We start from the raw sequence: 22,193 nt of genomic DNA on the forward strand, positions 1-22,193 counted from the left end.
TATTTTTTATAATTCCATCTATACGTAATTTGTCCACCAGAAAGACCACAAAATTAAGAGAGTTGAAATTTTTACAAGATCATAGTTGACAGATTGTGAATAAACCGTGTACGATGTGTTAATCGTAATTATTACGATTTAATCAAAAGGAGATGGAAACGATGAGAGTAATCATTACTTTGGCATGTACGGAGACAGGAGATCGCAACTATACCACTACCAAGAATAAGCGAAATCATCCAGGGCGTATGGAAATGAAAAAATATTGTCCACGCCTAAAGAGAGTAACCTTACATCGCGAAACCCGTTAAGGGCGGAGGCTTTTAATCTTGATTTTATAAACGATAGGAGTGGTATAGATGAAAAAGCTCCCTGTTACCGTGCTCAGTGGATATTTGGGCTCTGGGAAAACAACGCTGCTGAATCATATTCTGCACAACCGTGACGGGCTTAAAGTAGCTGTTATTGTAAATGACATGAGTGAAGTCAATGTGGATGCGAATCTGGTGAAGTCCGGAAATACGCTTTCTAGAACAGAAGAGAAATTAGTTGAGATGTCTAATGGTTGCATCTGTTGTACGCTTCGTGATGATTTGATTGTCGAAGTACAAAAGCTGGCTGCGGAAGGGCGATTTGATTACATCCTGATTGAATCCTCAGGCATTAGCGAACCTGTACCAGTGGCACAGACCTTTACCTATGCCAATCCCGAGTTGGATATTGATTTGACTTCGCTTGCTCAATTAGACACGATGGTGACTGTTGTGGATGCTGGGCGTTTCTGGCATGACTTCTCTTCTGGTGATAGTCTGATGGACCGCAACCAAACGGCTGGCGAAGGAGATTTCCGCGATATTGTGGATCTGCTTATTGATCAGATCGAAACTTGTGATGTCTTGCTGCTTAATAAGTGTGATCTGTTGAAAGAAGATGAACTCAACAAGCTTGAAGCTGTGCTCCGTAAGCTTCAACCGTCTGCCAAGCTGATCCGCACGATTAAAGGCGTAGTAGATCCGAAGGAAATTCTGAATACCGGATTGTTTGATTTTGAGAAAACAAGCTTATCCTCTGGTTGGATCGCGGAGCTGAATAAAGAGACCCATACCCCTGAAACGGAGGAATACGGAATTTCTTCTTTTGTTTATCGCCGGAGAACACCTTTCCACCCGCAAAGATTAAGTTTTTTCTTTAGCAACTGGCCGGAAGAGGTCGTTCGGGCAAAAGGTGTGGCATGGGTAGCTGCAAAAGGTGATCTTGCAGCTACTATAAGTCAGGCAGGACCTTCCATTCAGTTCGGACCTGCTGGCTACTGGTTGGCTACAATGCCTAAGGATCAGCAGCTGGAGGTACTGGAAAGTGAACCTGAGCTGCAGGCGAAATGGGACGAGCAGTGGGGCGATAGAATAAATGAAATCGTATTTATCGGTGTAAATATAGATCAGGCACAACTCGAAGCCAGATTGGACAGATGTTTGCTGACGGTGGAGGAGCTGAAGCAGGATTGGACAAAGTTCAACAATCCACTTCCGTGGCCTGTTGAAGAACTCCTTGCGGCTGCTGAGGAATAGATACTTAGTAAATTAGCGATGGAAATCCGGAATCCAGAAGGTGGGATTCCGGATTTTTGCTGTATGAAAAAGAGGTCTAATAGTTATTATTACGATTAATTTTTAATTTTGGGTTTACAAATCGTAATGATTACGATATTATCAAATTTGTTAAATCGTAAGATTTACGATTTAATCCGAGATGGACATAACATCAGTCAGAAGGGAGGCGAGTAACGATGATCCTATCATCCATGCGGAATGTAGTGTTCGGGTATGGAGATGAAGCTGTCCTTGATAACATTTCATTAGATATTCATACCGGACAGTTTATTGGTATAACGGGACCCAATGGAGCTGCTAAGACCACCCTGCTGAAGCTAATGCTCGGCCTGCTTCGTCCATGGAGTGGAACGGTTCAGTTGAATAAAGAGTTATCAGATAACGGAAAGATGGTTATCGGCTATGTTCCACAGCAGGTAGCTTCTTTTAACGCAGGATTCCCAAGTAAGGTGATCGAACTGGTTCGCTCGGGTTGTTATCCAAGGCTGGGATTATTTAGACGCTTTACACCTGAGCAGGACGAGATCGTCGAGCGAAGTTTAAAGCAGGTGGATATGTGGCATTTGCGAGACCGGAAGATAGGAGAACTGTCAGGCGGCCAGAAGCAGCGGATTTGCATCGCTCGAGCATTGGCACAACAGCCGCAGATATTGGTTCTCGATGAACCTACTACGGGAATGGATCTGGACAGTCGCATTGGGTTCTATAAGCTGATGCGCCATGATGTCAGTGAACACGGCCGGACCGTAATCATGGTGACGCATGGCCTGGAAGAGACCAGTTCCTATCTGGATACGTTGATCAGCCTGGAACGAAAGGAGAATGAGGGTTGGCAATGTTTAGTTACGAATTCATGCAACGTGCATTTTGGGCCGGTGGTTTAATTGGCATTATTGGTCCGCTGCTCGGGGTATATCTCATGCTTCGCCGTCAGGTCCTAATGGCGGATACCCTCTCTCATGTTTCGCTTGCAGGAGTAGCACTAGGCTCAATACTTCAGCTTAATCCGGCACTAAGTGGTTTCATGGTGGCGATTCTCGGTGGTATTGTCATCGAACAGCTTCGACGTTCTTATCGTACATATAGCGAGCTTCCGGTAGCTATTATTATGACCTCTGGATTAGCATTGGCAGTTGTACTTATGAGCTTAAAGCAGAATTTAAGTAAAAGCTTCAGTTCCTATCTGTTTGGTTCCATCGTTGCGGTCAGCGACACTCAACTAAAGATTATCGCTGTGGTTGCTGTAATCGGTCTGGTCTATTTTATTGTGTTACGCAGATCTTTATATAATCTGACCTTTGATGAAGAGACCGCTAGTATTAGTGGAGTTCATGTGGGCTGGTTATCATTTTCGTTTGCTGTACTAACTGGAATGACAGTAGCTGCTGCGATGCCAGTTGTTGGAGTGCTGTTAGTCTCAGCGCTTATTGTTTTGCCAGCTTCGATTGCCTTGCGTATAGCGTCTGGTTTCACGACAGCTATATTGATATCAATTGGCGTAGGGTTACTCGGCGTTTTTAGTGGCCTAAGTGCCTCGTATTACATCAATACACCGCCTGGTGGGACGATTGCTCTTATACTGCTATCGTTCTTATTAATCGCAATTTTGGTACAGAAGCTGATCCGACTTAGAAATCGTCGGCGAATTCATAAATCTATTTCCAGAAAAGGAGTTACAACTCTCAATGAAATTTAGAATCCATCATTTAGCCCTTTTGTCCCTGTCCGCGTTACTTATTGCCGCAGGTTGCGGTAATAATAATGCCAGTAATTCTTCTACTACTACGAATGCTTCTGGAGCCGCAGAAGCCACAGCCCTTCCAGAGTCATCTAAACTAAATATTAAAGTCAGTTTCTATCCAATTTACGAGTTTACCAAAAATGTGGCAGGAGATCTGGCGGACGTGGAAGCACTCATACCGGCAGGAATCGAACCCCATGATTGGGAACCGACTGCACAAGATATGGCAGAAATCTCAGATGCGGATATGCTGATCTATAATGGCGCAGGAATGGAAGGCTGGGTAGATCAGGTGCTGGAAAGTATATCTGGCACTCCGTTAATTACTGTAGAAGCGAGCAAGGGTCTGGACATCATGGAAGGCACGGAAGAGGAAGAAGCTGACCACCACCATGAAGAAGGAGAACATGCTCATGAAGAAGGAGAGCATGCTCATGAAGAAGGAGAGCATGCTCATGAAGAAGGGGAGCATGCTCATGAAGAAGGAGAGCATGCTCATGAAGAAGGGGAGCATGCGCATGAAGAAGGAGAACATGCGCATGAAGAAGGAGAACATGCTCATGAAGAGCATTCGCATGATCACGGTGGATTAGATCCGCATGTGTGGCTCAATCCTACACTAGCCATTCAAGAAGTGCGTAACATTGAAGCAGCTTTAGCTGCTGCCGCACCTGAACATGCCGAGGATTTTAAGACAAATGCAGAGGCTTATGTAGCTAAGCTGGAGCAACTGGATCAAGAATTTAAGGACGGTCTTAAGGATACTAAACGCAAGGATTTTATCACTCAGCATGCGGCTTTTGGTTACCTTGCCAAGCAGTATGGATTAACTCAGGTCCCGATTGCCGGACTATCTCCGGAGCAGGAGCCTTCTGCCGCAAATATGAGTAAGATTGTGGAGTTTGCGAAAGAGCATAAAGTGAAGACGATTTTCTTCGAGACACTTGTATCCTCCAGTGTGGCAGACACAATAGCAAAAGAGATTGGTGCCAAAGCAGCCGTTCTAAACCCAATTGAAGGATTAACAGAGGAAGATCGCAGTCAAAACCTGGATTATTTAGGAATCATGCGTCAGAACCTGGAAGCCTTGAAGAGTGCATTGAACGAGTAGATTTAAAGGATGGAAGGAGAACGAACATGGCCAAGAAATCTAAAGTTGTGAAAGAATTGAAGAGACAAGCACTAGTCGCCAAATACGCTGTTAAAAGAAAAGAACTAAAGGAACAAGGGGACTATATGGCTTTGCAAAAGCTGCCACGTGATTCCTCCGCAACTCGTCAAAAAAATAGATGCCAAGTGTCTGGCAGACCTCGAGGTTATTTGCGCAAATTTAATGTTTCCCGAATTGTATTCCGCGAATTGGCGCATAAAGGCCAGATTCCGGGTATTACCAAGTCGAGTTGGTAAATGAGAACGGCCAATCCTCCGTAGTTTAGAGGATTGGCCGTTTTTGCTGCTCATCCATCATGGACTTTAGAAAATTCGGCTATGCTAAGAATAGGAAAATGATTTATCATAGAAGGAATATATTTCTATTTAATATGGAGGTGATGCAAATGAGCTATACCGATACTTTTATTCGTGTAGCAGAGGACTGCCCTGAGGAAATCGGAGTTCCTCCGATGTCTTGCCGAACGCTCCCGCCTGCACATGTGATTCAATATGAACTGTTAATTAATGAGCCCTACAAATACAATCATGAAGAACTTCTGTACGAGGTTCATGTGCGCCATAAACAAATTCCACAGGAAGAACGTTTGGCCCGTAAGGAACAAATATGGAACGAGCTATTTTCCAAAAATCATCCTTGTCTAAGGGCTTCACTGCTGCCGAAGCGGTTTGGTTGGGGTGTTCATTATAACGGTGAGGGTAAAATAGCTCTTTATGGCAAAGAGTCTCCCGATTATGACTATTTCACTTCCCAAGAGGAGGGAACTGTGAAATTACTGCCTGCGATGCGTAACAAACGTGCTTCAAGAGGAGAGGAATAAGCTGTATAAATTCATAGAAGAAATCACACTTAATACTTGGCCTGCGGAGCAGAGCGTTCTCCTGCAGGGCTGGATTCTACGTACGGCAGCTGGTTATACAAAAAGGGCCAATTCGGTCAATCCATTATACGGGGCTGACAGCTCTCAGGTTGATCTCGCAGAACAAATCAAGCTTGCGGAGCAGTATTATGAGCATGCTGGACTACAGCCAGTGTTCAAAATAACCCCCTATATCCAGCCGGCAAAGCTTGATGAGATGCTTGCGGATCGCGATTATACAATTGTCGAGCCTTCATCGGTAAGGCTTCTTGATCTGGGGGGCTTAGCGAGCCCCGATCTGTGTTATACGGTTCAGATGCAGGAGAGCTTGACTGAAGAGTGGCTGCACGCCTTCAGTGAGCTTACCGGGTTGTCTGGCAAGAACCGGGAAACCTTAACTAGAATGTTGTCTGCATCACATTTGCAGCAGGGTTATGTCCTGTTGTTTAATTATGGTGTTCCTGCCGCCTGCGGACTTGGTGTGATTCAGAATGGATACTTGGGTCTGTATGATATTGTCACTTCCCCTGCTCATCGTAGAAAGGGAATGGCGGAACAGCTGCTGCTAGCGTTGCTTAATTGGGGTAGAGCAAAGGGAGCAACAACTTCCTTTCTGCAAGTTGTGCAAGCGAATACGCGGGCTTCAGCCTTGTATGACAAGCTGGGTTTTAAGGAGATTTATCAGTATTGGTATAGAGTGAAAAACTAGCTGAGGAGGGGATGCGGTGAGAAAATTAGGATTAAATCTCCTGATCATTAGTGTGTACTGTTTTCCATTTGTATATTTCGCGATGGATAAAGATTTCAATAATGGTTCAATGGTTGGTTATTTAATGATGATCGTCATAACATCGCTAATAGCTTTTTTGGGAAAATGGTCTAATAATATAATTGCTGTAGTCATTGGGAATATCGCTTCTGCGTTTGTTTCGTATTATTTTATTAGCAAATTGTCAGGAGAAGGCGGTTGGGACGGGACGTTTTTCAAACCACTTGGACCTACAGGATCGTTTTTATTTTTTAGTATGCTAAACCTGATCCCTCAATTCCTTGCGATGAAATTAGCGAATAAATTTAAAAAGAAGGTCTAATCTATGTCCGAATACTGGAGTCGAAGATTTGCTCAGGAAGGCATGATCTGGGGGAGTGAACCTAGTCCTACAGCCCAGGCAGCAAGGGAGATATTTCGGCAATATGACGTGAAATCAGTTTTAGTCCCGGGTGCGGGATACGGAAGAAATACGAAGGTGTTCTCAGATGAGTTTAAGACCTTAGGCGTTGAGTTAAGCGAGGATGCGTTAAGGATGGCGGCAGAATGGGATCCCAAGAGCCATTTTATCTCAGGTTCCGTATTAGATACTATTTCTGAAGTACAGGTTGATGCTGTCTACTGCTATGACGTGTTGCATTTATTTCTCGAAGAGGATCGCCGCAGGCTCGTAGCTAATTGTCTGGAACAGCTGCGGCCGGATGGCTTGCTCTATTTTACCAGTTTTTCCGATGAGGATGCGAACAACGGCTGTGGAACACTTTTGGAACCGGGAACCTACGAATACAAAGAGGGAAAATATGCCCATTTTTTTAGTGATGAAGATTTAAGACAACATTTTGCAGGTACGAAAATAATTACGACCGGCTCATGTATGGAGACTTTATGTGGGCCGCTTGGAAAAAAACATCAATACATACTGAGATATATAGTCGCACGTAAATCTGCACTTAGCAAATAATATAGGGAGGAACTCCCTATAATTTCGTTGAATATCCGTAGAATCGGCTATATCAAATGAATTATAGGGACTTTTTCCCTAGACCTCTGCTCGATGATCAGGAATACCTTATTTACACAAATTTACCTTGACCCGGTAGCGCCATTTCTTTGAAATTTTTGCATAAATGAGCAAGCTGGGTAGACAGCTCCTCACCTTCCATGGGTACTCCATGTCCCGAAAGAACAAGATGTGGATTCAGCAAGGCAAGGGTACGGACTGATTTCTCGGCATCTTCCCAGTCTGTCGTGAAATAAGAGGGTGGGCCATGCACCACCTGATGCTGCGTAGCCACTGCAAATACGGATTCCTGTTTGACCGTAAGGAACGTATCACCAGCGATCAGGACTCTATCCTCAGGCCTGAACAGGGAGATATGCCCGGGACTATGTCCAGGGGTATGGATCCATTCCCAGCCCTTCGCACCAGGGACAGTCCCGTCTTCCGGCAAGGGGTGAACGGCTGAACCAAGATCAATGCCATGATGTGAAAATAAAGGGGATATCATGCTCATAAGCCCGCCGCCTACGGCCGGATCGGCTGGAGGGTAATCTTCTTTACCTGTCAGAAAAGGTAGTTCTAGCGGATGAGCATATACAGGCACGTTCCATTCCTCAACAAGCCTTTTCACACCCCCAATATGGTCAAAATGCCCATGCGTCAGGATAATTGCCACCGGAGGCTTATCATAATGCTCCGTAGCAAAATCAATAATATTGCCTGTATATGAGCTAAGACCAGTATCTACAAGAACCCAATCCGAAGAGGGCTGGCCAATTAATGCGACATTTACAAACATAGTGCGAAGTCCAATGACACCAGGGGCCACTTTCCAAGTATCGGTATAGCCTTTTGACAGTATTCCGTTAAGTTTCATCTTGCGCCTCCTGACCCGTTCTTTAGTACTACACAATATATTTACACACAGTAGTATGACCTCTTTTAAAGAAAAAAAGGTATGGCAAATAACCCTTCTCATGATTTCTTGAAGAAGGGCTGTGTTAGACGTGTTTTGCGAGAGGATTGTATTAGAGCGTTCCGCAGTCTGCAAATAGAATATGGCGTGGAATCCGGAAGAAAGCTTCGGCTTTTTCCTGCAGAGCAGGGGTCGGCAGATGGCTGTTGTGGAGCCATTTTCGAAATGTTCCAGGATGGACGCCTATCCAGATACTTACATCCGTTACTGAGAAATCGTAAACCATACAAAGTCCGGTCAGGATAACATTGCTGCGCGGTGAACTGGTAATACTTCTTTTCATAAATCGTGAGGGTGTAGGCTGACATACAATGGGGCTTTGACGAATCAATGCTTCATTGAACAGAATGTGGGGTGGGTACCCCAATAGGCGGCAGGTCTTGTCAATGTTATTGTTGGAAGGGATACGACCTTCGTATACCCAAGCGCTTACACTGCGTGAGGATATACCAAGCTCTTCTGCGAGTCGTGACAGCTTGATATCCTTAGCCATCAATACAGCAAGCAGCACACGGTTTCTAATCTGGCTGCGCTTTGGACGGCGAAATCTTTTGACTCGAACGCCTTGTCCAAGGTATTTGCGATTGATCAGAGACCACGCCTGGATATTATGAGTTTCTTGTTGGTTATTAGGCATAATTCCTCCGATTTTTTAAAAATATACTACAACACTTTCTGGTATATCGGCAATGGTTAATGCTGCTATTTCTGACAACACTGTTTAAGTTTCTTTCAGAACAGCTACGCTTATGATATATTTTTAATATCTAATTACAATATTACATTAGGGAGCGATATAGAATGATCAAACATATTGTGTTTTTCAAATTAAAAGATCGGTCCGAAGAAAGCGTAGCGGCAACGGTAGCGATATTGCGTAATATGGAAGGCAAGATTCCGCAGCTTCTCTCCATCGAGGTGGGTGCTGACATCATTCATTCCGATCGTTCCTTTGATATTGCTCTAGTCACAGAAGTGGCTTCTCTAGAGGATTTACAGGCGTATCAGGTTCATCCGGCTCATAAAGAAGTTATTGCTCACATTAATGAAGTCAAAGAGCTCTCAATTGCTGTAGATTACGAAATTTAAGCTGCTGCTTGAATATAGTATCATCATTTTATACCGGAAGCGGTGACAGGAATGCGTGAGCTTGAGTATCCAATGGAAGCGTTAACTTATTTAATCGTTTTTCTCGGAGCATGTTTCGTAATGTTCTTCTGGCTGAAACGCCGTGGCAAACGCGGTAAGTAGAGATTAGGACGATTCTCTAACTATTATCGATATGGGGGTATTGCTGTGTATTATGTCAACCGCAATCAAATCGAAACCATTCTAGCTCAAATCCCTGATATTACCGCTGGTCTTCGGACTGTAGCAGCTTCCTGGGAGGGTACAACACTAACCGGACTAATACAGGAACGCAGCCTCCATCTGGCAATAGAGGTTGTAACAGACGTTGGTAGCTGTCTCATTGACGGGTTTATTATGCGTGATGCTGGAAGTTATGAGGATATAATTTCTATTATTCATGAAGAGAAAGTGCTAGGTCAAAGTGAGATTTATGAGAGATTGATAGAATTAGTTGCTCTGCGTAAGCCACTCGTTCAGGATTATTATGCCTGGGAGAGAGGTGATCTGCATCCACTTACCCCCATTCTTTCGGAAGTGCTTGAGCAGTTTGCCGTTGAGGTACGGAAATATTTGGACCAGGAGCTTGGAGCCAGTGTACCGCTATAATAGCATAGGATAGAATCACATAGAATAGGCGATAGCCGTGAAAGAGAGGGGTTCCTTTATGATGAAGATGGGGCAGGAAAGCGGATCGACAAGACAAATGATTATGACGCTCCTGAAGACGAAAGGAACACTGACCATCGGCGCGCTGGCAGAAGAATTGGGAATTACAGAGATGGGTGTCCGTCGTCATGTGCTTCAGCTGGAGCAAGAAGGGCTTGCAAAGACAAAAGTGGTCCGGCAAGCGATGGGGCGGCCTTTACATATGTACTCATTAACGGAGAGAGCCGAAGAATATTTTCCAAAAAGTTATCACAACTTGGCTTTGGAGCTTCTGCGTGAATTGGATTACGGCAGTGGACTGGATGCTGTTAATACATTATTTGAAGGCCGCCGCCGCCGGATGCTCGCTCAGTATGCTCCGATGATGGAACGGCGCAATTTGGAAGAACGCGTCGCCGAATTATCTTCTATCCAAAATGCCGGTGGATATATGGCAGAATGGAACCGTGAAGAGGATGGCTCATATGTCATAAGGGAGTACAATTGCCCGATTCGCCAAGTGGCTACCCAGTATCGTAAGGCTTGCCAATGTGAGCATAGTCTTTTCGAAGAACTGCTGGATGCTAAGGTAACACGTAATGAATGTATGGCAGAGGGCGGCCATTGCTGCCGCTACGCTATCGTACCCAAAAATGTTACAGACAAAACTTCTGAAAAGTTATAATAATTAGTCACAAGACAATCCCCTGCTGCTTATGATATAGCAGATATAGGCATTAGCCCGGTAGAGCGGGGAGCAATGAATTTAAAGGAGAGATGAAACGATGAAAAAGGACACCAAAGGTTTATTATGGGGCGCTTTAGTCGGCAGTGTGGTTGGATCGGTGACAGCATTGCTGTTCGCGCCTAAACCAGGTAAAGAGCTGCGCAAGGATATTGCAGAAGGAACTACCGCTGGTATTGAAAAGGTTCAAGAACTTGCCGTTCAAGCGGGAGATAAGAGCATTGAGATTTATGACAAGGCAAAAGATTCGATTGGGCATGTAGTACATGAAGTTCGGGAATGGAGCAAATCATGTGCGAATGCTGTTGATGAAGAAGAAAAAATCACAGTAACTGTCAGCGGCATCGCTACAGAAGAAGCTGTAGAAGCAGTTGACGCTGTAGAAGCTGTTGAAGAGGCTGCTGCCACTTTGGAAGTGGAAACTGAGTTGGTTGAGGCCACTATAAGTGAAGATGTAAGTGAAGAAGCCACCCTTGAAGAAGTCGTTCAAGATGACAAGGTTAATAAAGAAATTCTATAATGGAACCGTGGTTTAAATCCTCTGTTTCAGTGGTAAAAGAGTACTCATTCTCTTATAATAGAGCCGCTTTTTCGCATTGGGCGGAGGGTGGCTTTTTTAATTAGTTTGCACCCGCTTGTTAAATGATGGAAGAAGACTAGTCTTGAACTCAGAGGGCAAAAGGAGTAATATCTGCAATTGGGGCTGAAAGCCAGGTACATTTTGTTTTCACCTTACATAAGCTACACAAAACAAGTAGAAGGAAGCGGTGTGTTCGTGCAGCAAGCTATAGCAATATTAGACTCAGGTGTGGGAGGGTTAACAGTTGTCAAAGAAGTGATGAGGCAACTCCCGCGGGAGAAGATCATTTATTTCGGAGATACTGCCCGAGCTCCGTACGGACCCCGTTCGACCGAGGAAGTACAACTGTTTACTGAACAAATTGTAGATTATTTGATCCAGTTTAATCCTAAAATGATCGTTATCGCTTGTAATACCGCAACAGCTGCGGCACTCGATTATATCTCAGCTAAGGTCTCCATCCCTGTAATTGGGGTGATTCATCCCGGAGCCCGCGCAGCAATTAGCGCAACCAAAAGCGGACATGTCGGCGTGATCGGTACGATAGGAACTATCAACAGCGGAGCTTATACTAACGCATTAAAGCAGTTGTCCCCTTTTGTTGAGGTTGTAAGTCAAGCCTGTCCAGCGCTTGTCCCACTCGTCGAGCAAGGCAAGTTCCGCTCAGAGAAAAGTTACGATATCGTAGAAGAGGCACTAGAAGGCATTAAAGACACTAACATCGATACTTTAATTTTAGGATGCACTCATTATCCATTTCTTGTAGAACCCATTGGTGAGACTATGGGATCGGGAGTCAAGCTGATCAGTTCTGCAGATGAGACCGCTCGTGAGATCAGCACAATTTTATATGATAAAGGCAAGCTGTCCATCGGGGATGAAAGTCCAATTCACCAGTTTTTCTGCAGCGGTGATGCTGAGATGTTTCAAAGCATCGCGCGAGACTGGCTTGGAGAACAAATTAGACGCACCCCAGTAGTGTGGCAAGTATCCACGTTATAAGCAGGAGCAATGTTGAATTGAATAGGGACAAACTCCATGGGAGTGTAAAAGAAAAACAGACTGGGAAAGCACATTTCCCAGTCTGTTTTTTTGAAATATAAGCACTTATATGCTGCGGAACTGTAATATCCTTATTTTTCATGAGAAACGGTTGCCATCTATAAAGGGCGATGACGTTGTTTTTTCTTGTGATTCATTTCTCCTTCATGCCGGGTAGTGGCGCTTGCATACAATAGAGTTAAGTGCTGTATGCCGCTGTTTTTGTATTGCTGTATCAGCAATTTAAGGCCGAGAGGATGAGACCTAATGCGACAATATATTGCAAACAGGGGAGATACCGTAAGCCGAATTGCCGCTCTACATGGATTAACTCCTGAGCATGTTATTCAAGGTAATCCATGGGTTGGGAGACAATCTTATTTATACCCAGGTCAGGTTTTATTTCTGCCATCTTCGCCGCGTAAAAGGTATGCTGTGCAGGAAGGGGACACTCCAGAACGGATAACCTCATTATTTAAGGTGAATTTAGAGGATTTGGAGAAGCTGAATCCTGGTGTGACCTCAGGGCGCTGCTGTACACCTGGAAAAATTCTTGTCATTCCACCCCCGATTCCAGACCGCGTGGTGTTTCTGCGCGGGGAGTACGGTCCGGCTGAGGTTGAGAGTGACATTGACAGCTTGCTTGTCCAATACCCGTTTATACAAGCAGCCACAATAGGCACGAGCGTGCTCGGCAAGCCGCTCCATGTACTCAAGATCGGGAATGGCACTCGTCATCTGCATGTTAACGCCGCTTTGCATGCCAATGAATGGCTGACTTCGCCATGCTTGATGTCCTTCATAGAGGAGTATGCAGCAGCTTATGCTGAAGGCTTGGAATGGAATGGACACAATCCTGAGGTTTGGTTCCAAAACTGGACATTATGGGTCGTGCCTATGGCTAATCCAGATGGCGTGGAGCTGGTTCAGGAAGGGGTTTTGCCAGACCATCCGTTTTATGATGACCTCATGAAATGGAATGGTGGACGAAGAAGCTTCCGGCATTGGAAAGCTAACATCCGCGGTGTGGATCTTGGGGATCAATTTCCCGCTCATTGGGAAGAGGAGCGGGAACGTCGGGGAGTAAGGCAGCCCTCACCGCGGGATTACAGCGGCCCTGAGCCGCTGAGTGAGCCAGAAGCAGCCGCTCTGGCTGCCCTGGCTGAGGCAGCGCCTGGCGAAGCTGCAGTGTCTCTGCATAGCCAAGGAGGAGAGATTTATTGGAACTACCGGGGGTATGAACCTCCCGAGAGCCGTGAATTAGCCGCGCAGCTGGCAGTTGCGAGCAGTTACCGGGCAGTGGAGCTGACTGGAAGTGATGCCGGATATAAGGATTGGTTTATTCAGACCTTCCGCAAACCTGGATTTACGGTGGAGCTGGGGATCGGCAAAAATCCGCTGCCACTAGCAGATTTTGAAGATATGGCCTTGGAAACAGGACTTATATTGGCAACGCTCCTTTCTAATGTGAAATAATTATGAAACATTTGCAGTAAACTTGCGTAAAATAAAACATGGGGTATGGCCGCTGTCGTCACTACACGTTATCCGCGGCTGTATCCTTTTTACTTGGGAGGAGGGTCACCATGAAACTGAAAAAAATACTGTCACTAAAACAATGGTCCCATATCTTCAGTAGCTCCTGGCAATACATCCGCTCCCCTAAAGTAGCAATGGGGGACAAGCTGTTATTTACAATTCCAGTACTGCTCTATTGGGTCTTGCCGGACTTCATGCCATTTATTCCGATCGATGATATTGGAGTGACCATGCTGCTAATGGGCTGGTTCGTGTCACGAATGGGGCGGAAATATCCTACACTTCAGCAGGGTGAATAGGATCGCACCACACATTTTCGACAAGAACTTCAGAGCTAATTAGCTAATATAGTTGCTTTTAGATGTCATTTACCTTTAAAATAAGTAATTGAGTATTTAATTTTCGGACTAGGAGATGGAATATAGATGAAGGTCAAAATTACCCGCAATGCGGCTAAAGTGATAAAGAAACAAATGGAGCTTGAAGGAAACAGCGAGTTGAAGCTGCGCGTAGCAATTACACATGCACACGGTGATCATGCTCACTACGGACTGGACTTGGACACGCCTAAAGAGAACGATGTTGTAGTGTCGACAGATAAGGAAATCGATGTTATTCTTGATCCGAGCCAACCACTCCTTGATGGTGTGGTCGTTGATTATTTGTATCTTCCACAAGAAGGTTTTGTCATTACGAATCCCTCTAAAGGTAATCACGGCGATCACTAAACACTCGCCTGTAAATTTCGAACACAAAGAAGGGTTGCTCCATGGCTAACGAAATACAAGTGTGCGATGAATGTAATTTCATGAAGTTGAAAAGTATTATCCCTAAGCTGCAAAAAATGGCACCTGATGCCGAGATCAAGGTCGGCTGCAAGTCGTACTGCGGTCCATGTGGCAAACGGGCTTTTGTTTATGTGAATGGTCGTTATGTGAGTGCTCCAACGGAGGATGAAGTGTTGAAGAAAGCAGAAGCTTTTATCAAACAGCCCTCCGTTCAGAAATAATACTGAGTTCTTATCAACTAAGATAATAGGGTCGATCCCTCTTCATTCTCAGAATAAGTAAAAGTAAACAGAGCAGCGATTCTCCTGTTATTTGGAGGATCGCTGCTCTGTGTTTTCTGGTCATTGGTGGCTTACTTCAATCGTGTCCATCATCCCATCATTTCTCCGTCTCCTCATCTCATCGACCCATTGTCCCATCATCTCACCATCTCATCATCTCATCGACCCATCGTCCCATCATCTCACCATCTCATCATCCCACCGTCTCCTCATCTCCTCATCTCACAGGGGTTACGGACTCAGATGACGTTATTTGCCTGTTTTTAACCTTTAAAGCAAGATTTCGGACCCCAGTGACGCTATTCCCTAAAAAGAGGCTCATATCGGCGTTTTTCAGGCTAATAGCTGCTCTGGAGTCCGTTAGCATTCCAAATCTCGGATAATACTGCGTTTAGGGTCAGCTGTGTCCGTTAGTGAGATACTTCGCGTATCTAAGTCGGAAAACCCAACGTGCTTCCAACAACGATCAAGGAGTAAATGTCCAAAATACAAAGGATGTCGCAGCAGCCTTTTTCGATAGTTTTGTGGACAGTCTCTTCATTTACCGGGATATAAGCTTAAGGTGCAGATTGTGTATTCTTAAGCTTTTTGATTCCATCATATTTCATGATATCGTCGGAGATCTGTAGGCGGAGCTTGCTGGTCTCATACCCGATGCTGCACTCCCCTACGTCCACGGCTTCGCGGCTTTCGAGACTATAACAGGTTCCACTGGCAAATTGCCCATTCTCGCTGGGGAGATAAGACAGCTTTGCATCGGCATAGGCGCCGGATCGCAGCGTTACAAGACGCTCATGCCCGCTAAACAGATTATTGCCCATGAGATAATAAGGATCACGTGAGATCCCCAGCAAATGGAGCAAGGAAGGTGTAAGATCCAACTGACCAGCTGGAGCTGAATCTAGGACAGAGGCGTTAGAGCCTGGAAGATGAATGAGCAAGGGAACCTGATGCATTATTTGCTGCATATCGAGTGCGCTAAGGCTTTTGCCGAGAAATTGTTCGTAATAAGCGATCTCCTGGATCGAATTATCATGATCTCCATAGAAAGCAACAATGGTATTATCCCACAGCCCACGCTGCTTCATCTCTTTAACCATTTCCCCTAAAGCTTCATCCGTATAGTGAACAGCCTGCAAATAATCTCCGAAGATCGTGCCCTTGAACTCTCCAGTATCAAGCCCTTGTTTATCTGCAGGGAGAGAATAAGGATGATGGCTGGATAGTGTAGTCAAAAATGAATAAAAGGGCTGCTGTATCGTTTCTGAAGTGTCCATAATATCGAGGGATTGCCGCAAAAAAGAATTGTCACCCAGAGACCAGCCTAGAGGTTCGTCTATTGTATAGTCTTTTTTGTTATAAAAATGGTCATAACCCATCGCGTTATACATAATCTGCCGATTCCAGAAGCTACCTTCGTACGCATGAAAAGCATTGGTACTGTAGCCCTTTGATTTCAAAATAGCAGGCAGCGTGTCAAACTGATGATCCGGGTAACGGACAAATACCGAGCCGGAGACCAGCGGGTACAGGGAAGCGTTGGACGTGAAATCCGCATCGGAAGTTCGGCCTTGTGAGGTCTGATGGTAGTAATTGCTGAAATAGGTGTTTTCTTTGATTAGAGCGTTCAGATTAGGCGTGATCTCCTGGCCGGATATTGAGCGTCCAACTACAAAGTTCATAAAAGCTTCAGCTTGAATAACAACAATGTTGCTTCCGCTGTATTTTCCAAAGCTGTCATTATTGGCACTTTGCTCAGTGTTTTGTTCATTGAACCAGAGCTGCATCGAGGTGGCTTCTTCTTGTGAAAGCTCAGGCTGCGGACCAAGATGATCTTTAGCATATAAGTAAATATCATAACCGTGAAAACCGATTAGTCCGGTTACGTTATACATGGCGAGACTCCACCAGTTGCCAGTGAATAGATCTTTAGCCCAGGTAGTAGCGTAGGTGTGGATAGGTCCAAAGGTCAGCACGCAACCTAGCACCAGAGCAACGATCCCATTCACGCTTCTTTTTAGCGTCCTGCTTAGGCGTGAAGAGCGGCGGGAATAACCGGTTTGAGAATAAGAGTGAGATTGCCCATAACGGCGAGGGACGGCATTAGACAAGTATGTATGGGATTTGCGGCGGTATAATCCTACGCCGATTCCGTATGCAATAAGAAATAGCCAGTCAGCGAACAAATAAAGATCGGAAGGACGCAGTAGGGCGAAGATACTTCCACCAAGCGCATCCATCTGTCCAGCCTGAAACAATACGGGTACCGTGATAAAATCCTTAAAATAACGATAGTAGACGATATCCGAATAAATAAGCAGCGTCAGAAGCAAGTTTATACTTAACAACGTTATCGTCTGTCCCCGGCGGGGAAGCCACAGGGTCCAAAAAGACAATAACATGACTGAACCTACAGCAATCCATTTGTCCTGCCGGTTCATATCTATATTGGGAGCATGCAGCCCACTATGCAGAAATAATAACTTGGCCAGCATGATGCCAAGAAAAAGGAGATAACCGATATATCGGGAGCGAATCACAGCAGCTATTGTACTTGTTACGGTTGTGCTGCTCCGACTTGATGGAAAAACTGACATTTTGAAGCCTCCTAGCACAGAAAATAAATAAAACGAGAAGAAACAACGTTGTTGTCTTTTTTAGATGACAAACGTTTCTCTTAGAAATATAAGAGCGTAAAGGATGGGTGTTAAACTAAAACTGTCTTATACTCGGAGAAAAACGGACACCCTCCTCATACGATACGAGGTAGATGTCCGTTCTGCATTCAAACCAATGGTGATCCTAATTATTTCGGATTTCTAGGTGGAAGTGGACCCAAGTATTGATAATATTGACACTCGATACGTCCGTTATACAGTTTGCGGCGTTTGTCTGCCTTACGACCGTAAAATTGTTCGAATTCCTTGTAAGGGCTAATCGCAAAAAATGACCATGTTGGCAGATATATCATCATTTCACCAAACTGGCGGGTCAGCTTCTCCACTTCTTTGTCATTACTGATCCGTTCACCATATGGAGGGTTGGTGATGATACAACCATATTCTCCTTCAGGTCTTGCTTTGGCGGCAGCCATCACTTTGAAGGTGATTTCTCCGGACAGTCCAGCACTCTTGGCGGCGGCTTCAGCAATTTCAATTGCTTCTGGATCGATGTCCGTACCCGTTAATTGCAAAGGATAATCGTCGCGCACAGCATCGAAAGCTTCTTCGCGAGCCTCTTCCCAAAGATGTTTCGGAATGACTGGCCAATGTTCAGATGGAAATGAGCGGCGTAGTCCTGGAGCAATATTCCAAGCGATCATGGCGGCTTCAATTAACAGTGTTCCCGAACCACAACATGGATCGAACAGCGGCCGATGGCCATTCCAGCGGCTAAGCTGGATTAGTGCAGCAGCCATTGTTTCCTTCAGTGGAGCCTCTGTTGCATGTCTGCGGTAACCACGTTTGTGAAGCGCGGGTCCTGTGGTATCTAATGTGATCAAAGCGATGTCATTTAATAAAATCACTTCGATCACATATCGAGGACCGTTCTCTGGGAACCAGTCTGTATGATACGAAAGCTTCAGCTTCTCCACGATTGCTTTTTTGACAATCCCTTGGCAAGCGGGTACACTCGTTAGTTGTGATTTATGGGACCGTCCTTCAACCGGGAATTCTCCATTCTCTGGAATCCAGTCTTCCCAAGGCAAAGCTTTAACCCCTTCGAATAACTCGTCAAAGGTTTTAGCAGGGAATTGGCCCATTTTAACCAATACGCGGTCAGATGTACGCAGCCACAAGTTACAGCGACAGATATCGATGTAATCACCGCTGAATAATACTCGTCCGTTCTCGACCTTGGTCTCATAACCCAGTTCGTTTAATTCGCGCGCTACCACAGCTTCTAAACCCATAGGGGCAGTAGCGATTAATTGTAATTTGCTCAAATACTCTCAACTCCGTTTAACTTGTAGATAAATACAAAAAGCCAGTACAATAAGAAGAGACGACATTGTCGTCCTTTAAAGCATCCATACAAGTATAGGGGAATGTGGGACACTTCACAATGCCCGGCATTCCATAAATTATAAAATGTTCCCCGTCATCCCTTACTATGAGCAAACGGGGGATCCTCAAAGGAGAATCTTTATGCTTACGCAAGAAGAATACAGTGAACAACTTTATACAGAGGACGAAATTCTGCTTCAAGTAAAAGAAGCAATCGTCCAAGCAGGCATGCCGCCGGTGTCTGTCGAGCCGGGGTACGGAAGACTGCTCACCATGCTAGTTAGACTGTCTCGCTCTAAGCGTATTTTGGAAATTGGCGCACTTGGCGGTTACAGCGGAATTTGCTTGTCCCGCGGTTTCTCTGAAGGTGGCACACTGACTTCGCTAGAGCTGAGAGCCGACTATGCCGAGCTTGCCCGACGTAATTTAGAGCTGGCAGGCTTCGGCGATACTACGGAGTATAAAATAGGACCCGCAATGGACAGCCTGAAGGCACTGGAAGCAGAGGGCGCTAGGTTCGATTTCTTTTTCATTGACGCAGATAAGTTGAACTACACTAACTACTTGGAATATGCCATCAAGCTGGCCAATCCAGGAGCGATCATTGCGGGCGATAATATTTTTCTCCGTGGACGGACCTTAAATACAGATAGAAATGGTCCTGCCATCCTGGCTGTGCGCCACTTCAATGAGATGATCGCCACGGATGAACGTCTTATCAGTACATGTCTGCCTGCCTATGATGGACTGGCACTAGCGATGGTCAAATAGCTGATTAGCGAAATAACCGTGGTGTTGTTGCTTTGTACAGCTTCAATCGAACCCAAATCGTATTAACCAGCAGCAAGCAGCCGGATATAATGAAAAGCCCCTCAATTCCGATGTAACCTGATAGAAAGCCGCCCAAGATAGCTCCCAGCATATTGCCTAGCGCCAATGTACTGCTGTTGAAGCCGAATGCGCGGCTTTCTTTTCCGTCAGGGGTATAGGAGCGGATAAGCGCATTAACGCTGGGCAACAGTCCACCCATGAAGACTCCCATTAGGAAACGGACTATAATCAGCTGCCAGACACTAGTTACGAATGCCTGCGGAATTAGGAATAGTGAAGCGCCAATTAACGCATAGGTCAGAATACGATGTGCGCCGACTTTGTCACTTAGCTTACCAAGCAAGGGAGAAGCCAGCATATTGGAGATCCCTGTAACGGCACTGACCATTCCGGCCAAGAAGGCTATATTCTCGGCGGGTCCATTTAATTTTTCTACATAAAGTGGCAACAAGGCCATAGGACTAATCATTGCAAATTGCAGCAGAAAGGTTACACCGAATAGAGCTGGCAGCTGAGGGATTTTGATTAATTCCTTCAAACCTGCGAGTACAGAAATCTGCGGCTCCTGTGCAGCTTCGGCGCGGTCGAATTTTTCCTTAACAAGAAATAATGCCAGGAGAGAGGCGATAAAGAGCAAGGCCCCAACGACATAAAAAATCGGCCGAAATCCGATTAAATCGGCAAGTAAGCCACCAATCAGTGGCCCTAGAATTGTTCCTGCTACAGATCCTGATTGCATTAATCCCATGGAGAAGCCCATACGTTCTTTGGGGGTAGTACCTGACACCAGTGCGATGGAGGCGGGATTGAAGCCAGAGATTGTACCGTTTAAGAGACGGAGCAGGAGCAGCTGTAAAGGGGATTGTGCGAAGCCCATTAATACCATGACAATAGCCATCCCAAAGCTGGAACGCAGCAACATGATCTTACGGCCATACTTGTCTGCAAGCTTGCCCCATAATGGCTGGAATATGAAAGAGGTTAAGAAGTTTGCGGCAAAAATAAGTCCCGCCCAGATTCCAATTTCATGTTCACCCTGGACACCAAGATCCTTCGCAAGGTACAAGGTCAGGAAGGGTGTAATCATTGTCATTCCAGCATTCACCAAAAATTGCCCGAACCAAAGCACTAAGAGGTTGACCTTCCAGGTCTCCCATTTCTTCATAGTGCTTTCACATCCTTTCAAAGAATTTCAGAGAATATATGATTCACGGAAAAAATGCCATTTTATCAGTATATCATTTTTTGCAGCTTAATGTGTGCAACACATGTCATAGTAATGTCATAGGATTGTCATTCCAAACTCTTCGTATTAGTTGTTACAAGCTTTTAAAAAGGGCATAATAGTAGATATGCCGATTAAAAAAATCTAATAAAATATAATGGAGATCTTATCATGACCTACAATGACACTTTTATCCGCGCCTGTAGAAAGCAGGACACGGAGCACGTTCCCGTATGGTACATGCGGCAGGCCGGCCGTTATGATCCCGAGTACCGTAAAATCAAGGAAAAGTATTCATTGCTTGAAATCTGCAAGCAGCCTGAGCTGGCAGCGGAAATAACCATGATGCCCGTTCGCAAGCTGGGTGTGGATGCGGCCATTTTGTATTCCGACATTATGAATCCAGTTGCTTCAATCGGAGTGAAATTCGATATCGTTAAGGATATCGGTCCAGTAATTGAGAATCCGATCCGTAGTGCAGCTGATGTGGAGAGACTAAAACCGATTGATGTAGAGGGTGATCTTAGCCACATTTTGGAAACGATTGCTATTTTGGATAAGGAACTGGACGTTCCTTTGATTACTTTTGCAGGCGCGCCGTTTACAATTGCCAGCTATTTGATCGAAGGTAGACCTTCCAAGGGGTATATCCGTACGAAAGAGCTAATGTACAGTGAACCCCGTGTCTGGGAAATGCTGATGGACAAGCTGGGCGATATGATTATCACTTACCTCCGAAGCCATGTACGGAGTGGAGGCAAAGCCTTCCAATTGTTCGACAGTTGGGTTGGTGCGCTTGCTCCACGCGATTTTGAAACGTATGTGCTGCCGACGGTTTCTCGTATTTTTTCCGAATTATCTGATCTTGATGTACCGAAAATATACTTTCCTGGTGTGAGCTCTGGAGAATTGCTGCCAAGTCTTACGAAGCTTCAAGCAGACGTAATCGGGCTGGATTGGCGTGTTAGCTTGACTGAAGGCCGACGCAGAACAGGCAATAAATTTGCGATTCAAGGAAATCTTGATCCATATTTGCTTACAGCTCCGATGGACCTCTTGAAGGAACGCGCGAAAGCACTGATCGATGAAGGTGTGCTTGAGCCAGGTTATATCTTCAATCTGGGCCATGGATTATTCCCGGAGGCTTCATTAGATAAACTTAGAGAATTGACGGAGTATATTCACACTTATTCTCAGGAAGTATTACAAAAAACGGCTAAGCAACGTTCGTAAAAATATAAGAATTTATATGTT

At 45.1% G+C, this 22,193-nt stretch carries 26 protein-coding genes; 21 read left to right on the forward strand and 5 right to left on the reverse strand.

Annotated features, from left to right (window positions below):
• Positions 1 to 161: 161 nt before the first annotated feature.
• The 10 genes from rpmG (at position 162) to NSS82_RS11790 (ending at position 7,111) form a co-directional block, all read left to right on the forward strand.
• The gene (gene rpmG, locus NSS82_RS11745) at positions 162 to 311 is read left to right on the forward strand and encodes a 50S ribosomal protein L33 (RefSeq protein ID WP_076098468.1); all 150 of its coding nucleotides are present in this window, start codon (positions 162 to 164) and stop codon (positions 309 to 311) included.
• A 48-nt stretch (positions 312 to 359) separates the two neighbouring features.
• On the forward strand, positions 360 to 1,568 hold the full coding sequence (locus tag NSS82_RS11750) for a GTP-binding protein (RefSeq protein WP_076272892.1): 1,209 nt from the start codon (positions 360 to 362) through the stop codon (positions 1,566 to 1,568).
• Positions 1,569 to 1,786: 218 nt separating this feature from the next.
• Positions 1,787 to 2,494, forward strand: coding sequence for a metal ABC transporter ATP-binding protein (locus NSS82_RS11755; RefSeq protein ID WP_036679376.1), 708 nt, complete (start codon positions 1,787 to 1,789; stop codon positions 2,492 to 2,494).
• Positions 2,440 to 3,306, forward strand: coding sequence for a metal ABC transporter permease (locus tag NSS82_RS11760; RefSeq protein WP_076098466.1), 867 nt, complete (start codon positions 2,440 to 2,442; stop codon positions 3,304 to 3,306). Before NSS82_RS11755 ends, NSS82_RS11760 begins: the two co-directional genes overlap by 55 nt.
• Positions 3,296 to 4,462: a metal ABC transporter substrate-binding protein gene (locus tag NSS82_RS11765; RefSeq protein ID WP_076272890.1), complete on the forward strand. Its 1,167-nt coding sequence runs from the start codon at positions 3,296 to 3,298 to the stop codon at positions 4,460 to 4,462. The genes NSS82_RS11760 and NSS82_RS11765 overlap by 11 nt, the downstream gene beginning before the upstream one ends.
• 26 nt (positions 4,463 to 4,488) lie before the next feature.
• Positions 4,489 to 4,758, forward strand: coding sequence for a 30S ribosomal protein S14 (gene rpsN, locus NSS82_RS11770; protein ID WP_038569786.1), 270 nt, complete (start codon positions 4,489 to 4,491; stop codon positions 4,756 to 4,758).
• Between the two features lie 149 nt (positions 4,759 to 4,907).
• Entirely contained in the window at positions 4,908 to 5,342 is a 435-nt protein-coding gene (locus NSS82_RS11775) for a DUF6157 family protein (protein ID WP_081386646.1), read from the forward strand.
• The gene (locus NSS82_RS11780; protein ID WP_081386645.1) at positions 5,320 to 6,090 is read left to right on the forward strand and encodes a GNAT family N-acetyltransferase; all 771 of its coding nucleotides are present in this window, start codon (positions 5,320 to 5,322) and stop codon (positions 6,088 to 6,090) included. Before NSS82_RS11775 ends, NSS82_RS11780 begins: the two co-directional genes overlap by 23 nt.
• A gap of 16 nt (positions 6,091 to 6,106) precedes the next feature.
• On the forward strand, positions 6,107 to 6,472 hold the full coding sequence (locus NSS82_RS11785) for a hypothetical protein (RefSeq protein ID WP_038569788.1): 366 nt from the start codon (positions 6,107 to 6,109) through the stop codon (positions 6,470 to 6,472).
• Positions 6,473 to 6,475: 3 nt separating this feature from the next.
• On the forward strand, positions 6,476 to 7,111 hold the full coding sequence (locus tag NSS82_RS11790; RefSeq protein ID WP_076272889.1) for a class I SAM-dependent methyltransferase: 636 nt from the start codon (positions 6,476 to 6,478) through the stop codon (positions 7,109 to 7,111).
• A 112-nt stretch (positions 7,112 to 7,223) separates the two neighbouring features.
• Here the strand turns inward: NSS82_RS11790 and NSS82_RS11795 are convergent, their stop codons facing one another.
• Both NSS82_RS11795 and NSS82_RS11800 read right to left on the reverse strand, forming a co-directional pair.
• Positions 7,224 to 8,027 (reverse strand): MBL fold metallo-hydrolase, encoded by an 804-nt coding sequence (locus NSS82_RS11795; protein ID WP_036679389.1) that lies wholly within the window; start codon positions 8,025 to 8,027, stop codon positions 7,224 to 7,226.
• Positions 8,028 to 8,178: 151 nt separating this feature from the next.
• Positions 8,179 to 8,763: a helix-turn-helix domain-containing protein gene (locus tag NSS82_RS11800; protein WP_036679391.1), complete on the reverse strand. Its 585-nt coding sequence runs from the start codon at positions 8,761 to 8,763 to the stop codon at positions 8,179 to 8,181.
• Positions 8,764 to 8,927: 164 nt separating this feature from the next.
• On the opposite strand from NSS82_RS11800, the gene NSS82_RS11805 reads away from it, so the two are divergent.
• From NSS82_RS11805 to NSS82_RS11845, 9 genes are all read left to right on the forward strand, one after another.
• Positions 8,928 to 9,215 (forward strand): Dabb family protein, encoded by a 288-nt coding sequence (locus NSS82_RS11805; protein WP_076272887.1) that lies wholly within the window; start codon positions 8,928 to 8,930, stop codon positions 9,213 to 9,215.
• A 207-nt stretch (positions 9,216 to 9,422) separates the two neighbouring features.
• Positions 9,423 to 9,863, forward strand: a complete 441-nt coding sequence (locus tag NSS82_RS11810; protein ID WP_076272886.1) for a DUF86 domain-containing protein — start codon at positions 9,423 to 9,425, stop codon at positions 9,861 to 9,863.
• 58 nt (positions 9,864 to 9,921) lie between these two features.
• Positions 9,922 to 10,587, forward strand: a complete 666-nt coding sequence (locus NSS82_RS11815; RefSeq protein WP_036689218.1) for a helix-turn-helix transcriptional regulator — start codon at positions 9,922 to 9,924, stop codon at positions 10,585 to 10,587.
• Positions 10,588 to 10,687: 100 nt separating this feature from the next.
• Positions 10,688 to 11,167 (forward strand): YtxH domain-containing protein, encoded by a 480-nt coding sequence (locus NSS82_RS11820; RefSeq protein ID WP_076272885.1) that lies wholly within the window; start codon positions 10,688 to 10,690, stop codon positions 11,165 to 11,167.
• A gap of 255 nt (positions 11,168 to 11,422) precedes the next feature.
• Positions 11,423 to 12,229, forward strand: coding sequence for a glutamate racemase (gene racE, locus NSS82_RS11825; RefSeq protein WP_076272909.1), 807 nt, complete (start codon positions 11,423 to 11,425; stop codon positions 12,227 to 12,229).
• A 306-nt stretch (positions 12,230 to 12,535) separates the two neighbouring features.
• Positions 12,536 to 13,744, forward strand: a complete 1,209-nt coding sequence (locus NSS82_RS11830; RefSeq protein WP_076272884.1) for a M14 family metallopeptidase — start codon at positions 12,536 to 12,538, stop codon at positions 13,742 to 13,744.
• Between the two features lie 110 nt (positions 13,745 to 13,854).
• On the forward strand, positions 13,855 to 14,106 hold the full coding sequence (locus NSS82_RS11835) for a hypothetical protein (RefSeq protein ID WP_036689222.1): 252 nt from the start codon (positions 13,855 to 13,857) through the stop codon (positions 14,104 to 14,106).
• Between the two features lie 126 nt (positions 14,107 to 14,232).
• Positions 14,233 to 14,535, forward strand: coding sequence for a HesB/IscA family protein (locus tag NSS82_RS11840; protein WP_036689223.1), 303 nt, complete (start codon positions 14,233 to 14,235; stop codon positions 14,533 to 14,535).
• 41 nt (positions 14,536 to 14,576) lie between these two features.
• Positions 14,577 to 14,816: a DUF1450 domain-containing protein gene (locus NSS82_RS11845; protein WP_036689224.1), complete on the forward strand. Its 240-nt coding sequence runs from the start codon at positions 14,577 to 14,579 to the stop codon at positions 14,814 to 14,816.
• 617 nt (positions 14,817 to 15,433) lie between these two features.
• Here NSS82_RS11845 and NSS82_RS11850 read toward each other — a convergent pair.
• Together NSS82_RS11850 and NSS82_RS11855 are read right to left on the reverse strand one after the other, a co-directional pair.
• Positions 15,434 to 17,473, reverse strand: coding sequence for an LTA synthase family protein (locus NSS82_RS11850; protein WP_076098414.1), 2,040 nt, complete (start codon positions 17,471 to 17,473; stop codon positions 15,434 to 15,436).
• A gap of 209 nt (positions 17,474 to 17,682) precedes the next feature.
• Positions 17,683 to 18,822 carry a THUMP domain-containing class I SAM-dependent RNA methyltransferase gene (locus NSS82_RS11855; protein ID WP_036689227.1) on the reverse strand — a complete coding sequence of 380 codons (1,140 nt, stop codon included), beginning with the start codon at positions 18,820 to 18,822 and terminating at the stop codon, positions 17,683 to 17,685.
• Between the two features lie 202 nt (positions 18,823 to 19,024).
• Between NSS82_RS11855 and NSS82_RS11860 the strand changes: the two genes are divergently transcribed.
• Complete coding sequence (locus NSS82_RS11860) at positions 19,025 to 19,654, forward strand: O-methyltransferase (protein ID WP_076223263.1); 630 nt, start codon at positions 19,025 to 19,027, stop codon at positions 19,652 to 19,654.
• Between the two features lie 4 nt (positions 19,655 to 19,658).
• On the opposite strand, the gene NSS82_RS11865 is transcribed toward NSS82_RS11860, so the two are convergent.
• A complete protein-coding gene (locus NSS82_RS11865) occupies positions 19,659 to 20,879 on the reverse strand; it encodes an MFS transporter (protein WP_036689232.1) in 1,221 nt (406 codons plus the stop codon).
• Positions 20,880 to 21,110: 231 nt separating this feature from the next.
• Between NSS82_RS11865 and hemE the strand changes: the two genes are divergently transcribed.
• The gene (gene hemE, locus NSS82_RS11870) at positions 21,111 to 22,172 is read left to right on the forward strand and encodes a uroporphyrinogen decarboxylase (RefSeq protein WP_076107462.1); all 1,062 of its coding nucleotides are present in this window, start codon (positions 21,111 to 21,113) and stop codon (positions 22,170 to 22,172) included.
• Positions 22,173 to 22,193 lie beyond the last annotated feature (21 nt).

It is taken from the genome of Paenibacillus sp. FSL H7-0735 (assembly GCF_038008505.1).
GTDB lineage: Bacteria > Bacillota > Bacilli > Paenibacillales > Paenibacillaceae > Paenibacillus_AQ > Paenibacillus_AQ odorifer.